Consider the following 20,662-nt stretch of genomic DNA (forward strand, 5'->3'; position numbering starts at 1 on the left):
GAAAGAAATTTATTGAACAGGTCAGAAAAGATGGTGAGGAGGAATTATTATGCCAACGAAACAATCAACTATCACGAAAGCAGCGGCACCAGCTGCCAAACCAGAAGTGAAAACGACCGCAGCAGCTGCAGGGGCAAAGACAGCTGCAGAGGCAAAGACAGCAGAAGAAGTGAAAGTACCGGTGGAAACAAAGAAACCAGCCGCCAAAAAGACTGAGGCTAAAAAACCGGCGGCCAGGAAGCCTGCTGCAAAACCGGCAGCGAAGAAGCCAGCTGAGAAAAAGGCGCCGGCGGTTGAGGAAAGCATCTATTTGCAGTTTGGGGGCAAGGAGATTCTGACAAAGGATCTGGCAGCGAGAGTAAAAGAAATCTGGACTAAAGAGTTGGGCAAGAAGGAAAAAGACCTTACGGATCTGAAATTATATGTAAAGCCAGAAGAATATACTGTTTATTACGTAATCAACCAGGAGGTTACAGGCAGTATCGATCTGTAATCAGAAACGAAAAAGGAAAAAGAGAGACTGTCCCACGGGAAAGCCTCTCTTTTCTTTTGGTAAATGATTACCTTTTTTGTTTGATGAGTTTTAGAACTGAGTTCCGCTCATGTTTGAACCAGACATGCCTGTACCGGACATCTGTCTTTCCTGAGCTTCGATCATCTTTTTAACCATATATCCACCAACAGAACCATTCTGTTTGGATGTTAAGTTACCGTTGTAACCATCTGTAAGAGGTACTCCTAATTCGTTAGCTACTTCGAATTTGAAACGGTCTAAAGCTCCTTTTGCTTCTGGTACTGCTGCGGTATTAGAAGAACGATTTGCCATAATAAATTGCCTCCTTGAAATCTTTTTTTGTTTTTTGTTACAAGGATAGTATGTGAAAAATGTTTATTTTTACACTAGAAGTTCTTGCTAGAATTAGCAAAATTTGAGAGATTTATTAATTTCGCATAAATTCAGAAAAAAGTTTGCGATTTATTTAGTTATTTGTTATAATGATTGAGAAAACGTAGAAAATCAAGGGAATGATAACAATATGAATGTAGGAATAATTGCTCACAACAGCAAAAAAGCGTTAATTGAAGATTTTTGCATCGCCTATAAGAATATACTGGCAAAGCATGAGATATTCGCTACGGGAACTACAGGAAGAAGAATCGAAGAAGTGACGAATCTGCATGTCCATAAGTTCCTTCCGGGAAGTATGGGAGGCGACAAGCAGTTTACGGAGATGATAGAGCGGGGAGATATCGACATGGTGATATTCTTTTACAATCCTTCCATGATCGATCCCAAGGAGCCGGATGTATATCAGATAACCAGATGCTGTGACCAGTACAACATACCCGTAGCTTCTAATATAGCAACGGCAGAATCTCTGATTCTGGGACTGGCCAGAGGTGATTTGGACTGGCGGACACAAGTTTAAATTCGCTTGGGCGAAAGAAAGACAGGAAGATACAATATGAGAGTCATAGCAGGAACAGCGAGAAGCCTTCCGCTTAAGACAGTGCCCGGTATGGATACCCGGCCTACAACAGACAGGACAAAGGAAACTTTGTTTAATGTTCTGCAGCCTGAAATCCCAGACTGCAGATTTCTGGATCTGTTTGCAGGCAGCGGGGCCATTGGGATTGAAGCCTTGAGCAGAGGGGCTGCTTTTTGTGTGTTTATTGAGAAAAATCGTAAGGCATACGCCTGTATAGAGGAGAATCTTGCCTTTACAAGGCTAAAGGAAAGAAGCAGGGTAATGCATACTGATGTGGTTACAGGGCTGGGGCAGCTGGAACAGGAAGAAGCTTTTGACTGTATTTTTATGGATCCTCCCTACGATATGGAGTTGGAAAAAGAAGTGCTGTCAGTATGCCGGGACAAATCCTTTGTCTCAGAGCATACGCTGTTTATAATAGAAGCATCTCTTTCTACAGATTTCTCATATCTGAAAGAAATGGGATATGCCATAGTCAAACAAAAGAAGTATAAAACGAATACCCACGTCTTTATAAAAAGGTACAAGGAGAAAAAGTAAATGGCAATAGCAATTTATCCGGGAAGTTTTGATCCGGTAACATTTGGTCATCTGGATATTATACACCGCGCAACCAGGCTTTTTGACGAAGTAATTGTCGGCGTTTTGAATAATTCTGCAAAAAGTCCGTTGTTTTCTGCAGAAGAACGTGTTAATATACTTAAGAAGGTGACGGAGGATATACCAAATTTGAAGATTAAGTCCTTTAGCGGGTTGTCTGTGAACTTTGCGAAGGAGTGCAATGCGAAAGTGATCGTAAGAGGCCTGCGGGCTATTACAGATTTTGAGTACGAGCTGCAGCTGGCACAGACAAACAGGATTCTGGACAAGGATATTGATACTATGTTCCTTACCACCAGTCTGGAATATGCATATCTGAGTTCCTCTACCGTTAAGGAAGCGGCAAGTTTTGGCGCTGATATCTCCGAATTTTTACCCCCCTATGCAGTTGAAAAAGTGAAAGAAAAGTTTCAAGGGATAAAATAATTAATGTACAATAAGGAGTGTAAAAAATGAGCAGCAGAATTGAACAAATCATTGAAGAGATCGAAGAATACGTAGAAACCTGTAAATTTCAGCCGTTATCTACAACTAAGATTGTGGTAAATAAAGAAGAACTGGAAGACCTTTTAAGAGAACTTCGCCTGAAGACACCGGACGAGATTAAGAGATATCAGAAGATTATCAGCAATAAAGACGCTATTCTTGCAGATGCCCAGGCGAAGGCAGAGGGACTGATTGCAGAGGCAAAGGCTCAGACCCAGGAGATGGTAAGCCAGTCTGAGGTAATGCAGCAGGCGTATGCCCAGGCGAATGAGACCATCAACAATGCGAACCGTCAGGCACAGGAGATTCTGGATTCTGCAACCAGTGATGCCAACAGCATCCGCTTGAGCGCAATCTCCTACACCGATGATATGCTGGCAAATCTGGGACAGATTATGAGCGGTGCACTGGAGGATGTGGCTGTAAAATATAATTCTTTCGTACAGTCTCTTCAGAGCTGCTACGAGGTTGTGAATAAAAACCGCAATGAGCTTGCACCCCAGGTAGCACAGGCTTCCACCTCTGTTTCGTCAGCAGCTTTGGATGACGACATGGAAGTAGAAGGACTGGATGATCTGGATGATTTAGACGATTTGGACGATTAATAGAGCCAAAAGGAAGGTGATTGCAAGACTGCACAGCTTTCCTTTCACATAAGGCATCAGAGGCAGAGATGTCTCATTTATCATGGATTTTGTCTGGGCCATAATACATAGGCCTCCGAAGGAGGTAAGAGCCATGATAATTGCGTATTTGAGAAAAAAAGGGCAGGCGGTCTGAGCGATGGCAGCGGTACCGGTGGAGATTTCTGTGATCCCCAGCAGGGCATACCGAAGGGGTGCCGGTAAAAAGGTGCAGGTCTGTATCATTCCGCTGCATACAGAGAAGAGGATAATATATCCCCCAAGCTTTGTAATTCCTTCAAATCCATTCATAATAGAGGTATCTATGATAACTCCTAGAGGAGGACGCCGGGATACCTCTTTTTTGTGATCTGTCAGGTGGCTTTTCTTTTTTTTGTATCCGGATCGGAAGAGCAGAGAAGTGATAAAGCTGCCGGTGTAAAGGATCAGAAAGCTTAACCCTATGTACTCCTCTCTGTGGAGGGTTTCCAGGAGAAGAAAGGAGGATACAAACATGGGTCCCGGATGATTTGAGAAGGTTAGAAGATAGCAGGCTTCTTCCCGGCTGATCTTTCCGCTGCCGTACAGATCTGCCGTAACCTTTGCCCCCATGGGATAACCGCAGAACACCCCCAGGAGGAGGGCGTAAGCTCCGTTGGGGGAGAGTCCGAACAGGAAATTCCAAAGCTTTTTCGGCAGAGCAATCCATTTTTCCAGGACATTCGTTTTAATCAGAATATTGGACAGGATCATAAAAGGCAGAAGTGAGGGGAGAAGGCTCTGAAACCATAGAAGAAGTCCCCTTTTTGAAGCTGCAAATGCTATTTCCGGACAAAACAGGAGAAAGGACAAAAGTAAAAGCAGGGGAGGAAGATACCAGCGTTTTTTCATTTATGTCTCCAGCAGGAAATTGTCTTTCTCTTAGTATATGAGGAGAGAGGGAAAAATAGGTTTAAACTTAAGAAATCTCGCGGCGGGGGCTTGCTATTTTTATTTGCCTGTGACACAATGTAGAAAGACAAAATCAGGAGGTGCTTTTATGGCAAAATTAGAAGGCATAGAACCAGTGAAGGTGTTCCGGTTTTTTGAAGAACTGGCAGGGATACCCCACGGTTCCGGGAATACAAAAGAAATCAGCGATTACCTTGTGCGCTTTGCGAAAGCCCGCGGGCTTCGATATATTCAGGATTCAAATAATAATGTGATTATATTTCAGGAGGGGACGCCTGGATATGAAAATGCCCCTGTGGTGATTCTTCAGGGTCATATGGATATGGTTTGTGAGAAAAAGCCGGGATCTCTGCATGACTTTACAAAAGACGGACTAAAGCTTCAGGCAGAGGGGGACTTTATCTCTGCAAAGGATACCACTCTTGGCGCAGATGACGGCATCGCAGTTGCCTATGCGCTGGCGGTTCTGGATGATGACAAACTGCCTCACCCGCCCCTGGAGGTAGTGGTGACGGTTGATGAGGAGATTGGCCTTCTCGGGGCAGGATCTCTGGATGCCTCTCCCCTGAAGGGGAAGCTTCTGCTGAATCTGGACTCTGAGGAGGAATCCTGTCTCTGGGTAGGGTGTGCCGGAGGACTTACGGCAGTGAGCAGAATTCCTGTAAGGTATATAGAAGAAGCAAACCACAGATATGGGGTTAAGATCCACGGCCTCTGCGGCGGGCACTCTGGGGCAGAAATTGATAAGATCAGGGCCAATGCCGTTATCCTTATGGGGCGTTTCCTTTTTGAACTGAGGGAGCATGTGGGATATCTGCTTTCAGAGCTGAAGGGCGGACAGAAGGACAATGCGATACCCAGGGAGGCGAGCGCCCTTCTAATGCTCTCCGAAGAGGAGGAAGAGCGTCTGTTTGAGGCTGCCGCCGGATTTCAGGAGGCACTGCGGAAGGAATATGCGGGGACAGATGAGGGGATCACCGTGACGGTTGAGAGACTGGGAATGGGGACAGAGCCTGCGCTTCATCCCGGAAGTCTGGAAAAGGTGATTTTTTATCTGATGCATATTCCTAACGGTATCCTGAAAATGAGCGGTACGATTCCGGGACTCGTGGAGAGCTCCACCAATCTGGGAATTCTGGAATTGACTCCAAATGAGCTTCGTGCATCCTCCAGCGTGAGAAGCTCCGTAAAGTCCGGGAAGACAGCAATCGCGGAACGCATTCAGTATCTGACTGAATTTTTAGGGGGAGATTATGAGGCAGAGGGAGAGTATCCGGCCTGGGAATACCGCCAGGATTCTCCGCTCAGGGAGCTGATGGTTCAGGTTTATAAGGACCTATTCCAAAAGGAACCTCAGGTAAAGGCAGTTCACGCCGGACTGGAGTGCGGACTCTTCTTTGAAAAGATTCCAGGGCTTGATTGTATTTCCTTCGGTCCAGATATCTTTGACATTCATACAACCGAGGAACACCTGAGCATCTCCTCCACAAAGCGGGTATGGGAATATCTGTGCACCGTCTTAGAACGCATCAGATAAACAGAGAAAAAAGACTGAAAAAGAAGACACTTTTTTGGTCTTTTTTTCTGCCCTGACGCATAGACTGAGAGGTGGAGGGATGCAAATTGCGTAAAACCTTCTTTCTTTTAGTAATTGTACTGTTTTTCGACATTGCGGGAAGTACTTTTTTGGGGAACAAAGCTGCAGACGCAGAGCTGAAAAAGATGGGTATTCCCCTTGGGTTTATGAGAGAACATGGGATAAACCGGGAGGAAATGAGGGATTATGGTGCTTTCTGGAAGGATCTCAAGTATTTTCCCCTACCATCGGATCTCCTTGGGGAAGAATTCTCGTATGAGGATACCTGGATGGAGGAGAGGAGCTATGGGGGGAACAGAAAGCACGAGGGCTGTGACATATTCGGTTCCAATGAAAAGCCCGGATATTATCCGGTACTCAGTATGACAGACGGGACAGTAGAAAAGGTAGGCTGGCTTCCTTTGGGGGGATACCGGATCGGAGTGAGAAGTCCTTCGGGCGGCTACTTTTATTATGCTCATTTGTATGGCTATGCCAGAGATTTCCGGGAGGGAGATGCTGTGAAGGGCGGTGAACTGCTGGGATTCATGGGGGATACCGGATACGGTGAGGAAGGGACTACAGGAAAATTTCCTCCCCATCTTCATCTGGGCATTTATATTGAGAAGGAAGACCAGGCAGAATACCCGGTAGATCCTTACATAGTCCTGAAATATCTGGAGAAAAACAGGCGCAGGTATCTATATTAAAAAGCACAGAAATGATTTTTATGCTATAATAGCATAAGTGGGCCGTGTGAAGTTACCGCCCATAGGGGAATGATTCTTCTGTGACGGAAAGGTAAGGAGATTTAAAGAACTATGGAAATACAATTGTGGAGAGAAATTCTGAATCCTTATGAGCTGGCAGTGAAAGAGCTGACTGTTAAGTTTAATCATTTGATCAAAGAACACCGGCAGCTGGATATCTACTGCCCCATTGAGCAGGTGACCGGCCGGGTAAAAAGTATTAACAGTATATTAGAAAAGATGCAGAGGAAGAATATTACCTGGGGCAATATGGAGGTACAGGTTGAGGATATCGCAGGAATGCGGATTATCTGCCAGTTTTATGAAGATATAGAAAAAGTGGTTGAGATTATCAGAAACCGCAGCGATATGGCTGTGAAGTATGAAAAAGATTACATTACGCATATGAAAGAAAGCGGATACCGCAGCTATCATATGATTGTTTACTATAATGTGGAAACCTTTCAGGGGACAAAACAAATTCAGGTGGAGTTTCAGATTCGTACACTGGCGATGAACTTTTGGGCAACCATTGAACATTCTCTCCAGTATAAATATAAAGGAAATATGCCGGAGCATCTCACACAGCGCCTCAGCAAGGCTGCGGATGCTATCATTGCCCTTGATCGGGAAATGTCCTCTGTGAGGAGCGAGGTTATGGATGCGCAGAACTCCTCCCAGATGCAGGCAAACCTGGTGGCGGATATCCTGAATAATATTGAGAATCTTTACCGATATTCCAATAAAAGGGAAGTGGCAAAGATACAGGATGAGTTCTACCGCATCTATTCAGCGAAGGATATTGAGCAGCTGGAGCGTTTTCACAAACAGCTGGACATTATATCTGAGGGGTACCGGGCACAGGCAGTTACACTGGAAGATGATTTGGAAGGATATTAAGCATGGAATTACCAATGAAGTATACGGAGAGTATGAGAAATTTACTCCGGGAAGAGTTTGAAAGTTATCTGGAAACCTTTGAGAAACCCGTCCGGCTGGGACTGCGGATAAATCAGAACAAAGTGACCGGGGAGGAATGGGAGAAGATAAGCCCGTTCTCTCTGGAAAAAGTTCCCTGGATCCCTAACGGATACTATTATAAAGAGGAAGAAAAGCCCTCCCGCCACCCCTATTATTATGCAGGACTTTATTATCTGCAGGAACCAAGCGCGATGACTCCGGCCAGCCGTCTTCCGGTGGAAGAGGGGGATACTGTGCTGGATCTCTGCGCGGCTCCGGGGGGCAAGGCAACAGAGCTGGGTGCCAGGCTGAAGGGAAGCGGCATGCTGGTGGCCAATGACATCAGCAGTTCAAGGGCAAAGGCGCTGCTGAAAAACCTGGAGCTTATGGGGCTTTGGAATTGTTATGTTACCTGTGAAGATCCTGTAAAACTACAGCAGCAGCTGCCCTGCTTTTTTGATAAAATATTAGTGGATGCCCCGTGCTCCGGGGAGGGAATGTTCCGCCGGAGGCCCGAGATGGCCAGAGAGTGGGAGGAAAAAGGCCCCTCAGAATACAGTTCTGTACAAAAGGAGCTTGTGCTGGCGGCGGCTGCTATGCTGAAGCCGGGAGGCATGCTTCTCTATTCTACCTGTACCTTTTCCAGAGAAGAAAATGAAGAGGTGATTCATTTTCTACTGGAAAAGGCTCCGGATCTGTCTCTGGAGGAGATAGTCCCTTATGAGGGATTTTCCCCGGGGGTGGGGCTTTCCTCCTGTGTTAGGATTTTCCCCCATAAAATGAATGGGGAAGGCCATTTTATGGCACTGTTAAAAAAGGCAGGGGAAAGTCACAAACCGATCACAGCGGCCCGCGGACAGGGTACCGGAAAAGCCATACCTGCGGAGGTCCGGGAGTTCCTTCAGGGGATCAGCTGTCCCTTTGAGCAGGACAGGTTTTATATGGTGCAGGATAAAGTGTATTATCTGCCCGCTGGAAGCGGCATGCCCGGGAGACTCAGGTATCTGCGCACAGGGCTCTATCTGGGCGAGCGGAAGAAAAATAGGTTCGAGCCTGCGCAGGCTCTGGCTATGGCCCTTAAGAGGGAGGAATATGATTCCTCCATAAATTTGTCCTCCGGGGATGAGAGAACTCTTCGATATCTGAAGGGGGAAACCATTGAAGTCAGCGACCTGCACGCCCCCCGCAAAAAGGGCTGGCAGCTGGTTTGTGTGGACGGATTTCCTCTGGGATGGGGAAAATTGTCCGGAGGAATGCTGAAGAACAAATATTATCCGGGATGGAGATGGCAGTAAGATGCTTCGTTTAGATAAATATCTGGCTGATATGGGCACAGGAACCCGCAGCCAGGTCAAACAGATGATTAACAAGGGCAGGGTAAGCGTAAACGGTACAAAGATCCTGCGTCCTGAATATAAGGTGGATCCGGGAAAAGATGCGGTGGAGGCAGACGGCAGCAGGATTGGGTACACAGACTTTGAATATTATATGCTTCATAAACCGGCCGGATATGTATCTGCCACAGAGGATCGGCAGGAAAAAACGGTACTGAATCTTATCACCGGTAAAAGCAGAAAGGATTTATTCCCTGTTGGAAGACTGGACAAAGATACTGAGGGACTTCTTCTTATCACCAATGACGGTGAACTGGCTCACAGGCTGCTTTCGCCCAGAAGACATGTGGATAAAACTTACCTGGTCCATTTGGATCTCCCGGCTGAACACAAGGACGCGGAGGCTTTCCGAAGGGGACTGGATATCGGGGATGAAAAGCCAACCCTTCCAGCCAGACTGGAAATGGAACAGAATGGGGATGGACGTGAGGTAAGGGTTACCATCCGGGAGGGGCGGTTCCATCAGATAAAAAGGATGTTTGAAGCATTGGGGAAACATGTGGTATACTTAAAAAGGCTTTCTATGGGAAGCCTGTATCTGGACGGAACACTGCCCCCGGGGGCATACCGTCCTCTGACAAAGGAAGAACTGGAGAGGCTGCGTGAAGATGCTACAGGGAAAAAAAGCAGTATTATTTGATTTAGACGGAACATTAGTGGATTCCATGTGGATGTGGAAGGAGATAGATGTCCTGTATCTGGGAAGGCTGGGGAAAGAACTTCCGCCCGGACTCCAGAGGGATATAGAAGGCATGAGTTTTACGGAAACTGCGGTGTACTTCAAAGAGACCTTTGATATACCGGAGAGCATCGGAGAAATTAAAGAAATCTGGCTTTCTATGGCCAGAGACAAGTACCTCTGGGAGGTTCCTCTGAAGGCGGGGGTTCCTGAATTTTTAAAGGTACTGAAAGAGAAAGGCATAAAGACAGGTATATGTTCCAGCAACAGCATAGAACTGGTAGAGGCAGTGCTCCGGACCCACGGCATAGACGGATGCTTTCAAAAGATTCGTACATGCTGTGATGTCCCTCACGGGAAGCCTGCCCCTGATATATATCTGAAAGTGGCGGAGGATCTGCAGGTGGCGCCGGAAGAATGTATGGTCTTTGAAGATATTCCCATGGGCATACTTGCCGGAAAGAATGCAGGCATGAGCACCTGTGCGGTGGAGGACGCCTTCAGCAGGGATCAGGAAGAAGAGAAGCGGCGGCTGGCTGACTATTATATTGCCTCATATTATGATGTGATTAACGGGACATACGAAGAAGTATAAGGAGAGACAAGAGGACAACAGGATGAATTTTTTGCCCATTACAAAACAGGAAATGCTGGAAAGAGGCATAGAACAGCCGGATTTCGTCTATGTGATTGGAGATGCCTACGTGGATCACCCATCCTTTGGCCCGGCGATTATCAGCCGTCTCCTGGAATCCAGGGGATATTCTGTCTGCATGCTTCCCCAGCCGGACTGGAAGCGAAAAGAAAGCGTGCAGGAATTCGGTGAACCACGGCTGGGATTTCTTGTATCTGCGGGGAATATGGATTCTATGGTGAATCACTATACAGTAGGAAAAAAAAGGCGGCGTACAGATGCGTATTCCCCCGGCGGCATATCCGGCCTGCGCCCGGACCGTGCGGCGGTGGTCTACAGTAATCTCATACGCCAGACATATAAAAAAACGCCCATCATTCTTGGGGGAATAGAAGCCTCCCTGCGGAGAATGGCCCACTATGATTACTGGTCTGACCAGGTGAGGGCATCCGTGCTTATGGACAGCGGCGGAGATTTGATATCCTATGGGATGGGAGAACACTCCGTTTTAGCCATTGCGGAAGCGCTGGCGGCAGGAATTCCTGTAAACGAGATTACGTATATTCCGGGGACGGTATACCGGACAAAAGAGATGGATTCTGTCTATCAGGGAGTTTGTCTGCCGGATTACCAGGAAATCTGCCGCAGCAAGGAGGCATATGCCAGAAGTGTTGCTCTGCAGTATGAGAATACAGATCCAGTTACCGGGAAAACTCTGATCGAGAGCTATGGCACTAAGGGATGTATCGTACAGAATCCCCCGGCGGCCCCCCTCACCATACAGGAGATGGATGATATTTATGATTTGCCGTATATGAGAACCTATCATCCTTCGTATGAAAAAATGGGTAAGATACCTGCCATAGAGGAGATTAAGTTTAGTCTGACCAGCAACCGGGGATGCTTCGGGGGCTGCAGTTTCTGTGCACTTACGTTCCATCAGGGGAGGCAGGTGCAGGTGAGAAGCCATGCGTCCATTCTCAGGGAAGCAGAAAATTGCCGCCGGGATCCTGAGTTCAAAGGATATATACATGATGTGGGAGGACCCACTGCAGATTTCCGGCACCCATCCTGTGAAAAGCAGTTAAGCAAAGGGGTATGCACAAACCGTCAGTGCCTGTTTCCAAAGCCCTGCGGCAATTTGAAGGCAGACCACGAAGATTATCTTCAGCTGCTGCGAAAGCTCAGAGAGCTGCCGGGAATAAAAAAGGTTTTTATACGGTCCGGAATTCGCTTTGACTATGTGACGGCGGACAAAGATCCCCGTTTTCTGGAGGAAGTGGCCATGTACCATGTAAGCGGACAGCTCAGGGTAGCTCCGGAACATGTCTCCAAGCCTGTGCTGGATGCCATGGGAAAACCAGGGCATGAGGTATATCTCTCTTTTCTGAAGCAATTTCAGACGGCCAACCGGAAAGCAGGGAAAAAGCAGTATGCGGTTCCCTACTTTATGTCTTCCCATCCCGGCTGTACCATGAAGGATGCGGTTAAGCTGGCAGAGTATGTAAGGGATTTGGGGTTTATGCCTGAGCAGGTACAGGACTTTTATCCCACACCGGCAACGATTTCTACCTGTATGTATTACACAGGACTGGATCCCAGGACGATGAAGAAGATATATGTACCCCGGGATCCCCGGGAGAAGGAGATGCAGAGGGCTCTGATCCAATACAGGGACCCAAAGAACTATGAACTGGTGAAAAAAGCTTTGGAACTGGCCGGACGAAGGGATCTCATCGGTTATGGCCCCAAATGTCTTATAAAGCCCGGAAAAGGAGAACAGGTCTCACCTGGTATGCAGAAGAAAAGCAGAAAGAAAACGATTCGTAATGTCCACAAAAAGAAGGGAAGATGAATATGCAAATAGCAATTGTAACAGGTGCTTCTTCAGGTATCGGAAAAGAATTTGTCCGCCAGCTCTCTTACTGCTATCCATGGCTGGATGAGATATGGGTCATTGCCAGAAGAGAAGAGAATCTGAAACAGCTTCAGAAGCGGATTGATGCAAAGCTTCGGATTCTTCCTCTGGATCTCAGAAAAGACAGCAGCTTTTTTACCATACAGAAATTGTTAAAAACAGAAAAACCTCACGTTAAGGTCTTGGTAAATGCCGCAGGATTTGGTAAAATTGGCAAAGTAAGCGAATGCACCACAAATACCATTCAGGGTATGATTACTCTGAATTGTACCGCACTTACAAAGATGACAACTCTGTGCCTTCCCTACTGCGGAAAGCGAAGTCATGTGATACAAATAGCTTCTGCGGCAGCCTTTGTACCTCAGCCGGGACTGGCAGTCTATGCAGCTACAAAGTCTTATGTGCTCAGTCTCTCCCGGGCACTCAGAAGAGAGGTGAAACAGGAAGGAATCACAGTGACTACTGTGTGTCCGGGTCCTGTGGACACTGAGTTCTTCCAGAAAGCAGGGGGGAGCCTTTCATTTGCAAAGAAGGTATGCATGGCAAAGGCGGATCAGGTAGTGCACAAGGCAATCCTGGATGCAGCGGGAGGAAAGGAATTGTCTGTCTACGGTATTCCCATGAACGCTGTGTATGTGCTGTGCAGAATCATTCCTCACCGGGTGCTGCTTGCTGTTATGAATCTGATACTATAAGAGAAAGAAGGACAATATTTACATGAAAGCAACCAAAGGCAGCTACGGCTATATCCGTGCCCAGAAAATAAAAAGAACCTGGATTACCCTGGCATTATTTGCCGCCCCTTTATTGGTCTTTTTTACAGGGCTGGTTCTCAAAGGCAACAGAAATACGATATTTACAGTTATTGCGATCCTGGGATGCCTGCCTGCCTGCAAAATGGCGGTGAGCAGTATTATGATGTACATGCAGAAACCTATGAAAAAAGAAGATTATGAGGCCATTGAGGCACATAAAGGAGAGCTTACATGCGGGTATGAGCTTGTGGTGACTGCCTATGAGAAACAGAGCTTTCTGGATTCCGTCGTGGTCTGCGGGAATACGGTGGCGGCTTACAGCAGCAGGGAGAAGACAGACGGCCCTTTTGTGGAAAAGCATATACAGAAAATCCTGAAACAAAACGGCTTTTCCGTATCCGTGAAAGTGTTCCGGGAACTAAAAAGCTATCTGGAACGGTTGGACAGTCTCAACGAGCACAGAGAGAGTATTGAGAAGGACATCCGGTTTACTCCTGATGAAAATTATCCAGAGCTCACCAGAAACGAACTGATTCTGCATACGATCTATGCAATTTCCCTGTAGGTGTACCCATGAAAGAGATTGTGATAGGGGAAAACCAGGCCGGACAGCGATTTGATAAATATTTGTCCAAATACCTTAACGAGGCGCCTAAAAGTTTTCTCTACAAAATGCTAAGAAAAAAGAATATAACACTGAATGGAAAGAAGGCTACCGGAAGCGAAAAGCTGAAGGAGCAGGATATTGTACGCCTCTTTCTCTCAGAGGAGACCATAGACAAGTTTTCACAGGTGAAAGTGGAAAGAAGCCATGGGAAATTGTCCATCCTGTATGAGGATAAGCATATAGCGGCAGTCAATAAGCCCTCAGGAATGTTGTCCCAGAAAGCATCGGGCAGTGATGTCTCGCTGGTGGAGTACCTGACCGGTTATCTGCTGGAGAGCGGACAGATGAAAGAGGAGGATTTCAGATGTTTTCATCCCGGGATATGCAATCGTCTTGACCGTAATACCAGCGGTATTGTAATCGCAGGAAAAACCCTGGCCGGCCTTCAGGAGATGAACGAGGCCTTTAAGCTGCGTTCCCTCAAAAAAGAATATCTGGCTTTGGTGGAGGGTGTGGTTTCCTCCGGGGCATATCTGAAAGGATATTTGCATAAAGATGAAAAATGTAATAAAGTAGTAGTAGAAAAAGAGCCGTTTGAGGGAAGTGTTCCTATAGAAACCGAGTACCGTCCCTTAGCCGGCAATCAGAGGGTAACTCTTTTGAATATTCATTTGGTCACGGGCCGTTCCCATCAGATACGAAGCCATCTGGCCAGTATCGGACATCCAGTCATTGGTGATGGAAAGTACGGCAGCAAAAAGAGCAACCAGCTGTTTTGTGACAGCTACGGAGTGAAGTCCCAGCTGCTTCACGCATATCGGCTTACAATGCCTGAGTTGAAGGGAGAACTGAACTATCTATCCCACAAGGTGCTGACGGCGCCAATACCTTCAGACATGAAAAGAGTTCTGGAGGGAGAACACATAGAGGAGAGTATACATGAATGAGTAAAAAAAATACGGGGCCATCCATCGGCAGGGAATTATGGGAATATATTAAAATGATTATCTTCGTGGTAGCGGTTGTCTTTGTTATCAATAATTTTTTGCTGATTAATGCAAAGATACCCTCAGAATCCATGGAAAAGACAATCATGACAGGGGACAGGATTTTTGGCAACCGTCTGGCATATCTTTTTGAGGAGCCGGAGCGCTATGATGTAGTGATTTTTAAGTATCCGGACAACGAAAGCCAGCTTTTTATTAAGAGAATTATCGGACTTCCGGGGGAAACAGTTACGATTATAGACGGAAAGGTGTATATCAATGACTCAGACACCCCGCTGGACGACAGCTTTACGCCGGAGACTCCGGCCGGAAGCTACGGACCTTATGAGGTTCCGGAAGGATGCTATTTTATGCTGGGGGATAACAGGAATTATTCCAAGGACTCCAGATTCTGGGCAAATACCTATGTAAAGAAAGATAAGATACTTGGGAAAGCGGTGATCCGCTACTTCCCTTCGATTAAACGGATTAAATAGATACAGGAGCAGATTGCTATGAGTACTTGGAATTCCAGAGGGCTTCGGGGTTCCACCCTGGAAGAGTTTATTAACCGGACTTGTGAACAGTACCGGGAAAAGAAGCTGGCAGTAATCCAGAAGATCCCTACGCCCATTACTCCTGTGAGAATTGATAAGGAAAGCCGACATATTACGCTGGCCTACTTTGAAAAGAAAAGTACAGTGGATTATATTGGTGCTGTGCAGGGCATTCCGGTATGTTTTGATGCAAAGGAATGCCATTCCAATCAATTTCCTCTGCAGAATATCCATCAGCATCAGGTGGATTTTATGGGAGAGTTTGAGGGACAGGGAGGCATTGCCTTCCTTATTCTTTTTTTTACCAGGAGAAATGAATTTTACTATCTGCGCTATGAAGACATGCTGAGATTCTGGGAGCGGGGACAAAGCGGGGGGCGTAAGCACTTTACCCTGGAAGAGCTAAACCCGGAATATTTTTTTACCAGCGGACACGGCTTTTTGGTGCCGTTTCTGGAGGGTCTGCAAAAGGATCTTCTGTCCAGATAGTAAAGCAGGACGGTTAAAATACAGGATTGACAAACGGATAAAGTTTCTTTATAATTTTATTTGCTAATATGGTATCGAATTAGCAGTTTAATGTAATAAAGCAAAGGAGAATAATATGGAGAGAATGTTTCATACGCCGGAAGGGGTAAGAGATGTATATAATGGGGAATGCGAACAAAAGCTGGTTCTTGAAGAACGTTTACATACAGTGCTCAGAAGCTATGGGTATCAGGACATAGAAACACCGACCTTTGAATACTTTGATGTTTTCAGCCGTGAGGTGGGAACTATACCCTCCAAAGACTTGTATAAGTTTTTTGACCGTGAGGGAAATACCCTGGTGCTGCGCCCCGACTTTACGCCGTCTATTGCCCGGGCGGTATCTATGTACTTCACACCGGAAGAATTTCCCCTCCGTCTCTGCTATAAGGGGAATACCTTTATCAATAATTCCAGTTATCAGGGCCGGTTAAAAGAGTCTACCCAAATGGGGGTGGAGTTTGTGGGGGATGGCTCTGCACAGAGTGACGGGGAGATTCTGGCGCTTATGGTTGAGCTGCTCTCAACGGCAGGACTGAAGGAATTTCAGATCAGCATCGGTCAGGTGGACTTTTTTAAATCTCTGTTAGAAGATGCAGGTATGGATGGGGAGATGGAGGAACAGCTGCGCCAGCAGATTTCCAATAAGAATTATTTTGGGGTAGAGGAACTGATCTCTAATCTGAATCTGGATTCTGAGCTTGAAAAAGCATTTCTTATGCTTCCCAAGCTTTACGGGGGAGTGGAAATGCTGACAGAAGCTAAGACGCTCACAAAGAACACACAGGCAGTCAAAGCGCTGGAACGGCTGGAAGAAATTTATGAGGTACTTGCCTGCTACGGATGTGAGAAGTATATTGCCTTTGACTTATCCATGCTGAGCAAATATCAGTATTACACAGGGATTATCTTTCAGGCATATACATATGGGACCGGGGATGCCATAATCAAGGGGGGACGGTACAATCATCTGCTGGGGCACTTCGGAAAGCCTGCGGCTGCCATTGGATTCACCATTGTCATGGAGAATCTTATGAATGCACTTTCCCGCCAGGGAATACAGATACCTGTGGAGACCAAAAGGATCCTGATTTTATATACCAAAGAGCAGCAGAAAGAAGCAATTGCCATGGCAGCCTCCTGGAGAAAAAAGGGGGGAGAGGCAGAGCTTCTGTTAAAAGATCCGGTTCGAACCAAAGAGGATTATGAGAAGAGAGGAAAGTATAATGAGATATTTGACCTTTGCCCTAGGTAAGGGGCGTCTTGCCAGGACAACCCTGGAGTTGTTTGAAAAAATAGGAATCACCTGTGAGGAGATGAAAGACAAAGACTCCAGAAAGCTTATTTTTGTAAATGAAGAATTAAAATTAAAGTTTTTTCTGTCCAAAGGTCCGGATGTACCTACCTATGTAGAATACGGAGCGGCAGATATCGGCATTGTGGGCAAAGATACCATATTGGAAGAGGGAAGAAAGCTCTATGAAGTTCTGGATCTGGGATTCGGCAAATGCCGGATGTGTGTATGCGGGCCCCAGTCAGCCAGAGAGCTTTTGAATCACAGCCAGCTGATCCGGGTAGCTACAAAATATCCCAACATCGCCAAAGATTATTTTTATAACAAAAAGCATCAGACAGTAGAAATTATCAAACTGAACGGCTCCATTGAGCTGGCTCCTATTGTCGGATTGTCAGAGGTGATTGTGGATATTGTTGAGACCGGTTCTACCCTGAGAGAGAACGGGCTGGAGGTTTTGGAAGAGGTATGCCCACTCTCTGCGCGAATGGTAGTAAACCAGGTCAGTATGAAGATGGAAAATGACAGAATCAGTAAAATAATTACAGATCTAAAGTCTGTGCTGTAGCGAGGAGATAACATGAGGACAGTAAAATTAACGAAAGAGGCTATTTCTGATATACTGGAAACGATGCTCCAAAGAAGCCCGGGCAACTACGGTGCTTACGAGGCGCGGGTGACAGAGATTCTCCGTCAGGTGAGGGAAAGAGGAGATGAGGCGGTTTTTGAATACACCCGGCAGTTTGACAAGTTTCCGGCAGACGCATCTAATATTCGGGTGACTGAGGAAGAAATTTTACGGGCATATGAAGAGACAGATCCCGCTCTTACAGAGGTGATTCGCAAGGCCCTGGTCAATATTCAGAAGTATCACGAGAAGCAAAAGCGAAACAGCTGGTTTGACACCAGCGGGGACGGGACCATGCTGGGGCAAAAGGTCACTCCCATGGAGAAGGTCGGTGTATATGTGCCTGGCGGCAAAGCAGTATATCCCTCTTCTGTGCTGATGAATATAGTGCCGGCCAAAGCCGCCGGGGTTGAGAGAATTATTATGACCACACCGGCCAACAGCGAAGGAAAGGTTAATCCGGCGGTGCTGGTGGCAGCAAAAGAGGCGGGCGCAGATGAGGTATATAAGGCCGGAGGTGCCCAGGCCATCGGGGCGATGGCTTACGGAACGGCCAGCATTCCCAAGGTGGATAAGATTGTAGGCCCCGGCAATATTTATGTGGCACTGGCAAAAAGGGCAGTGTACGGACATGTGAGCATTGACTCAATTGCAGGCCCAAGTGAGATTCTGGTACTGGCTGACGAAACTGCCAATCCCAGATATGTGGCGGCGGATCTCTTATCACAGGCAGAACACGATGAATTGGCCTCCGCTATTTTGATTACCACCAGTGAAGCTTTGGCAGAAAGAGTAAACCATGAGATCCATAATTTCCTGCAGACACTTTCCAGAAGAGAAATCATAGAAAAATCTCTGGATAATTTTGGATATATTCTCCTTGCAAAAGACATGGAGGAGGCGATTGAGACTGCCAACGCCATTGCCTCCGAGCATCTGGAGATTGTTACCAGGGATCCCTTCTATGTGATGACCAAAATAAAAAATGCAGGGGCAATTTTCCTGGGCGAATACAGCAGTGAACCTCTGGGTGACTATTTTGCGGGTCCCAATCACATCCTTCCCACCAATGGTACTGCAAAATTTTTCTCTCCTTTGGGGGTGGATGATTTTGTTAAAAAATCCAGTGTGATTTATTATTCCAGGGAGGCTCTTGCACCTATTCATAAAGATATTATACAGTTTGCCGAGTCAGAACAGCTCACGGCTCATGCCAATTCCATCCGGGTGCGTTTTGACGAGGAGAGTTAGCAGGGAAAGGAGAAAGCTATGAGCAGAAAGGCAACCGTGACCAGAGATACAAAGGAAACACAGATTCAGCTGACTCTGGAGCTGGACGGCAGCGGAAGCAGTTCTATCGATACCGGAGTGGGATTTTTTAATCATATGATGGAAGGGTTTACCCGTCATGGGCTATTCAATCTTACGTTAAAGGTAAACGGGGATCTGGAGGTGGATGACCACCATACGATAGAAGACACGGGAATCGTGCTGGGGACTGCTATTGCCCAGGCTGTGGGGGATAAAAAAGGAATCCGCAGATACGGAAGCATGATACTTCCTATGGATGAAACCCTGGTTCTGTGCGCCATTGATTTATGCGGACGTCCCTATTTCTCCTTTGACGGGGAATTTACAAGGGATAAGGTGGGAGATATGGAGACGGAGATGATTCGTGAATTCTTCTATGCCGTCTCTTACAGTGCGGGAATGAATCTTCATATGAAGATTCTTACTGGCGGGAATAACCATCATATGGCAGAAGCCCTTTTTAAGGCATTCGCAAAGGCATTGGATGCTGCGGCAGCCTTTGACGGGAGGATTACAGACGTTCTGTCAACGAAGGGGACTCTTTCGTGAGGACTGCCGTCCAGATCCTTTGAATGCGCGTACGGTGTGCCCGTACGTTAAAGTACAGATATGGGAGATAAGATTAGTATGAGAGATAAATTATTAATACCCTGCATTTACTTGAAATATGGAAAGGCCGTATGCGGTCTGGGCGAAGAAGCCACAAAAGCCTTTGATATGCCGGATCCTGTGGAGCTGGGGAGATTATACGGGAATCAGGGAGCGGATGAAGTTTTAATTTTTGATTTATCAGAGACAGATGAAGAACATGACGCCGCCATTGGAACTATTCGGGAGATTGCAGAGAAGGCAGAGGTGCCTGTCATTGGTGCCGGCCATATCAGACGTATGGAGGATGTGAAAAAACTTCTCTATGCAGGATGCAAAAGAGTTGTACTGAATTTTTCAAAACCGGGAAATATAGAATTGCTGGAAGAGGTGTCAAAGCGGTTCGGGAAAGATAAGATAGGGGCAGCAGTGTCTGAGCCGGAGCAGGTAAAAAAGAATCTGGAGCTGCTGAAGACTTATGCGGACATGATTCTGTCTCTTACCAACGACTGGCAGCCTTTCAGGGAAGACTGGGAGGGAGAGCTTCTAGTGACAGTGCTTCCCAAAGAAAGGGATGCGGTTTTCGAGGTTTTGAAGCAGCCGGGTGTTACAGCTGTCACGGGAGCCTATGTCAGTGATCCCAAGGCGGATCGGATGAAGCTGAAAAAGTCCTGCCGCAAGGCCGGTATTCCGGTAAATACATGGGAGAGCCGGATAGCATGGAAAGATTTTAAGAAGAACAGTGACGGGATGGTGCCGGTAATTGTCCAGGACTACAAAACCAGTGAGGTTCTGATGCTGGCCTATATGAATCAGGAGGCTTTTGAGACAACCTTGGAAACCGGAAGAATGACCTATTGGAGCAGAAGCAGGAATGAACTGTGGATGAAAGGACTGACCTCCGGACATTTCCAGTATGTAAAATCATTGACGCTGGACTGCGACAATGATACCATTCTTGCAAAAGTTTCCCAGGTAGGGGCTGCCTGTCATACGGGAAACAGAACCTGCTTTTTCCAGGAACTGGTGAAAAAAGAGTATGAGGATACCAATCCTCTGAAGGTTTTTCAGGATGTCTATGATGTGATACTGGACAGAAAAGTACATCCGAAGGAAGGATCCTATACCAATTATCTTTTTGATAAGGGAATCGACAAAATTCTCAAAAAGGTAGGGGAGGAATGCACGGAGATTGTGATTGCCGCCAAAAATCCGGATAAAGAAGAGATCAAGTATGAAATCTCAGATTTCCTCTATCATGTTATGGTCCTTATGGCGGAAAAGGAAGTAACCTGGGAGGAAATTACCAGAGAACTGGCCAGAAGATAGTAATAATCCAGGGAGTTTT

At 46.5% G+C, this 20,662-nt stretch carries 24 protein-coding genes; 22 read left to right on the top strand and 2 right to left on the bottom strand.

Annotation, left to right across the window (positions count from 1 at the left end; all coding sequences use genetic code 11):
* The first annotated feature begins 49 nt into the window (after positions 1-49).
* On the top strand, positions 50-493 hold the full coding sequence (locus BUA56_RS08620; RefSeq protein ID WP_103711450.1) for a DUF6465 family protein: 444 nt from the start codon (positions 50-52) through the stop codon (positions 491-493).
* Between the two features lie 90 nt (positions 494-583).
* On the opposite strand, the gene BUA56_RS08625 is transcribed toward BUA56_RS08620, so the two are convergent.
* The gene (locus BUA56_RS08625; RefSeq protein ID WP_072850934.1) at positions 584-826 is read right to left on the bottom strand and encodes an alpha/beta-type small acid-soluble spore protein; all 243 of its coding nucleotides are present in this window, start codon (positions 824-826) and stop codon (positions 584-586) included.
* Positions 827-1,037: 211 nt separating this feature from the next.
* Here BUA56_RS08625 and BUA56_RS08630 point away from each other — a divergent pair, with 211 nt between their 5' ends.
* The 4 genes from BUA56_RS08630 to BUA56_RS08645 are packed head-to-tail and all read left to right on the top strand — an operon-like array spanning position 1,038 to position 3,181.
* A complete protein-coding gene (locus tag BUA56_RS08630) occupies positions 1,038-1,430 on the top strand; it encodes a methylglyoxal synthase (RefSeq protein ID WP_072850936.1) in 393 nt (130 codons plus the stop codon).
* 36 nt (positions 1,431-1,466) lie between these two features.
* Positions 1,467-2,030 carry a 16S rRNA (guanine(966)-N(2))-methyltransferase RsmD gene (gene rsmD, locus BUA56_RS08635; protein WP_072850938.1) on the top strand — a complete coding sequence of 188 codons (564 nt, stop codon included), beginning with the start codon at positions 1,467-1,469 and terminating at the stop codon, positions 2,028-2,030.
* Positions 2,031-2,516: a pantetheine-phosphate adenylyltransferase gene (gene coaD, locus BUA56_RS08640; protein WP_072850940.1), complete on the top strand. Its 486-nt coding sequence runs from the start codon at positions 2,031-2,033 to the stop codon at positions 2,514-2,516.
* Positions 2,517-2,542: 26 nt separating this feature from the next.
* Complete coding sequence (locus BUA56_RS08645; RefSeq protein ID WP_072850942.1) at positions 2,543-3,181, top strand: ATP synthase subunit B family protein; 639 nt, start codon at positions 2,543-2,545, stop codon at positions 3,179-3,181.
* Here BUA56_RS08645 and BUA56_RS08650 read toward each other — a convergent pair.
* Positions 3,161-4,090, bottom strand: coding sequence for a hypothetical protein (locus BUA56_RS08650; RefSeq protein WP_072850944.1), 930 nt, complete (start codon positions 4,088-4,090; stop codon positions 3,161-3,163). The genes BUA56_RS08645 and BUA56_RS08650 overlap by 21 nt on opposite strands.
* A 148-nt stretch (positions 4,091-4,238) precedes the next feature.
* Between BUA56_RS08650 and BUA56_RS08655 the strand changes: the two genes are divergently transcribed.
* The 17 genes from BUA56_RS08655 to hisIE all read left to right on the top strand — a co-directional run bounded on the left by BUA56_RS08655 (position 4,239) and on the right by hisIE (position 20,643).
* The gene (locus BUA56_RS08655) at positions 4,239-5,687 is read left to right on the top strand and encodes an aminoacyl-histidine dipeptidase (RefSeq protein ID WP_072850946.1); all 1,449 of its coding nucleotides are present in this window, start codon (positions 4,239-4,241) and stop codon (positions 5,685-5,687) included.
* A gap of 86 nt (positions 5,688-5,773) precedes the next feature.
* Positions 5,774-6,436 (top strand): M23 family metallopeptidase, encoded by a 663-nt coding sequence (locus tag BUA56_RS08660; protein WP_242946746.1) that lies wholly within the window; start codon positions 5,774-5,776, stop codon positions 6,434-6,436.
* Between the two features lie 111 nt (positions 6,437-6,547).
* Positions 6,548-7,375 carry a GTP pyrophosphokinase gene (locus tag BUA56_RS08665; RefSeq protein WP_072850948.1) on the top strand — a complete coding sequence of 276 codons (828 nt, stop codon included), beginning with the start codon at positions 6,548-6,550 and terminating at the stop codon, positions 7,373-7,375.
* Positions 7,376-7,377: 2 nt separating this feature from the next.
* Entirely contained in the window at positions 7,378-8,730 is a 1,353-nt protein-coding gene (locus BUA56_RS08670; protein WP_072850950.1) for an RsmF rRNA methyltransferase first C-terminal domain-containing protein, read from the top strand.
* A gap of 1 nt (position 8,731) precedes the next feature.
* On the top strand, positions 8,732-9,469 hold the full coding sequence (locus BUA56_RS08675; protein WP_072850952.1) for a pseudouridine synthase: 738 nt from the start codon (positions 8,732-8,734) through the stop codon (positions 9,467-9,469).
* Positions 9,438-10,103 carry an HAD family hydrolase gene (locus tag BUA56_RS08680; protein ID WP_072850954.1) on the top strand — a complete coding sequence of 222 codons (666 nt, stop codon included), beginning with the start codon at positions 9,438-9,440 and terminating at the stop codon, positions 10,101-10,103. The genes BUA56_RS08675 and BUA56_RS08680 overlap by 32 nt, the downstream gene beginning before the upstream one ends.
* A gap of 22 nt (positions 10,104-10,125) precedes the next feature.
* Positions 10,126-11,997 carry a YgiQ family radical SAM protein gene (locus BUA56_RS08685; protein WP_072850956.1) on the top strand — a complete coding sequence of 624 codons (1,872 nt, stop codon included), beginning with the start codon at positions 10,126-10,128 and terminating at the stop codon, positions 11,995-11,997.
* Positions 11,994-12,755, top strand: a complete 762-nt coding sequence (locus BUA56_RS08690) for an SDR family NAD(P)-dependent oxidoreductase (RefSeq protein ID WP_341443409.1) — start codon at positions 11,994-11,996, stop codon at positions 12,753-12,755. The genes BUA56_RS08685 and BUA56_RS08690 overlap by 4 nt, the downstream gene beginning before the upstream one ends.
* 22 nt (positions 12,756-12,777) lie before the next feature.
* Positions 12,778-13,380, top strand: a complete 603-nt coding sequence (locus tag BUA56_RS08695; protein ID WP_072850958.1) for a hypothetical protein — start codon at positions 12,778-12,780, stop codon at positions 13,378-13,380.
* Positions 13,381-13,388: 8 nt separating this feature from the next.
* On the top strand, positions 13,389-14,369 hold the full coding sequence (locus BUA56_RS08700; protein WP_072850960.1) for an RluA family pseudouridine synthase: 981 nt from the start codon (positions 13,389-13,391) through the stop codon (positions 14,367-14,369).
* Positions 14,366-14,905 carry a signal peptidase I gene (lepB, locus tag BUA56_RS08705; RefSeq protein WP_072850962.1) on the top strand — a complete coding sequence of 180 codons (540 nt, stop codon included), beginning with the start codon at positions 14,366-14,368 and terminating at the stop codon, positions 14,903-14,905. The genes BUA56_RS08700 and lepB overlap by 4 nt, the downstream gene beginning before the upstream one ends.
* An 18-nt stretch (positions 14,906-14,923) precedes the next feature.
* Positions 14,924-15,454: a Holliday junction resolvase RecU gene (locus BUA56_RS08710; RefSeq protein ID WP_072850964.1), complete on the top strand. Its 531-nt coding sequence runs from the start codon at positions 14,924-14,926 to the stop codon at positions 15,452-15,454.
* Between the two features lie 115 nt (positions 15,455-15,569).
* Positions 15,570-16,748 (top strand): ATP phosphoribosyltransferase regulatory subunit, encoded by a 1,179-nt coding sequence (gene hisZ / locus BUA56_RS08715; RefSeq protein WP_072850966.1) that lies wholly within the window; start codon positions 15,570-15,572, stop codon positions 16,746-16,748.
* On the top strand, positions 16,720-17,355 hold the full coding sequence (hisG, locus tag BUA56_RS08720) for an ATP phosphoribosyltransferase (protein WP_072850968.1): 636 nt from the start codon (positions 16,720-16,722) through the stop codon (positions 17,353-17,355). Before hisZ ends, hisG begins: the two co-directional genes overlap by 29 nt.
* A 12-nt stretch (positions 17,356-17,367) precedes the next feature.
* A complete protein-coding gene (gene hisD / locus BUA56_RS08725) occupies positions 17,368-18,666 on the top strand; it encodes a histidinol dehydrogenase (protein WP_072850969.1) in 1,299 nt (432 codons plus the stop codon).
* An 18-nt stretch (positions 18,667-18,684) separates the two neighbouring features.
* Complete coding sequence (gene hisB / locus BUA56_RS08730) at positions 18,685-19,275, top strand: imidazoleglycerol-phosphate dehydratase HisB (protein WP_072850971.1); 591 nt, start codon at positions 18,685-18,687, stop codon at positions 19,273-19,275.
* A 60-nt stretch (positions 19,276-19,335) separates the two neighbouring features.
* Positions 19,336-20,643: a bifunctional phosphoribosyl-AMP cyclohydrolase/phosphoribosyl-ATP diphosphatase HisIE gene (gene hisIE / locus BUA56_RS08735; RefSeq protein WP_341443410.1), complete on the top strand. Its 1,308-nt coding sequence runs from the start codon at positions 19,336-19,338 to the stop codon at positions 20,641-20,643.
* The last annotated feature ends 19 nt before the right edge of the window (positions 20,644-20,662 follow it).

The sequence above is a fragment of the Lactonifactor longoviformis DSM 17459 genome (genome assembly GCF_900129135.1).
Lineage (GTDB): Bacteria > Bacillota > Clostridia > Lachnospirales > Lachnospiraceae > Lactonifactor > Lactonifactor longoviformis.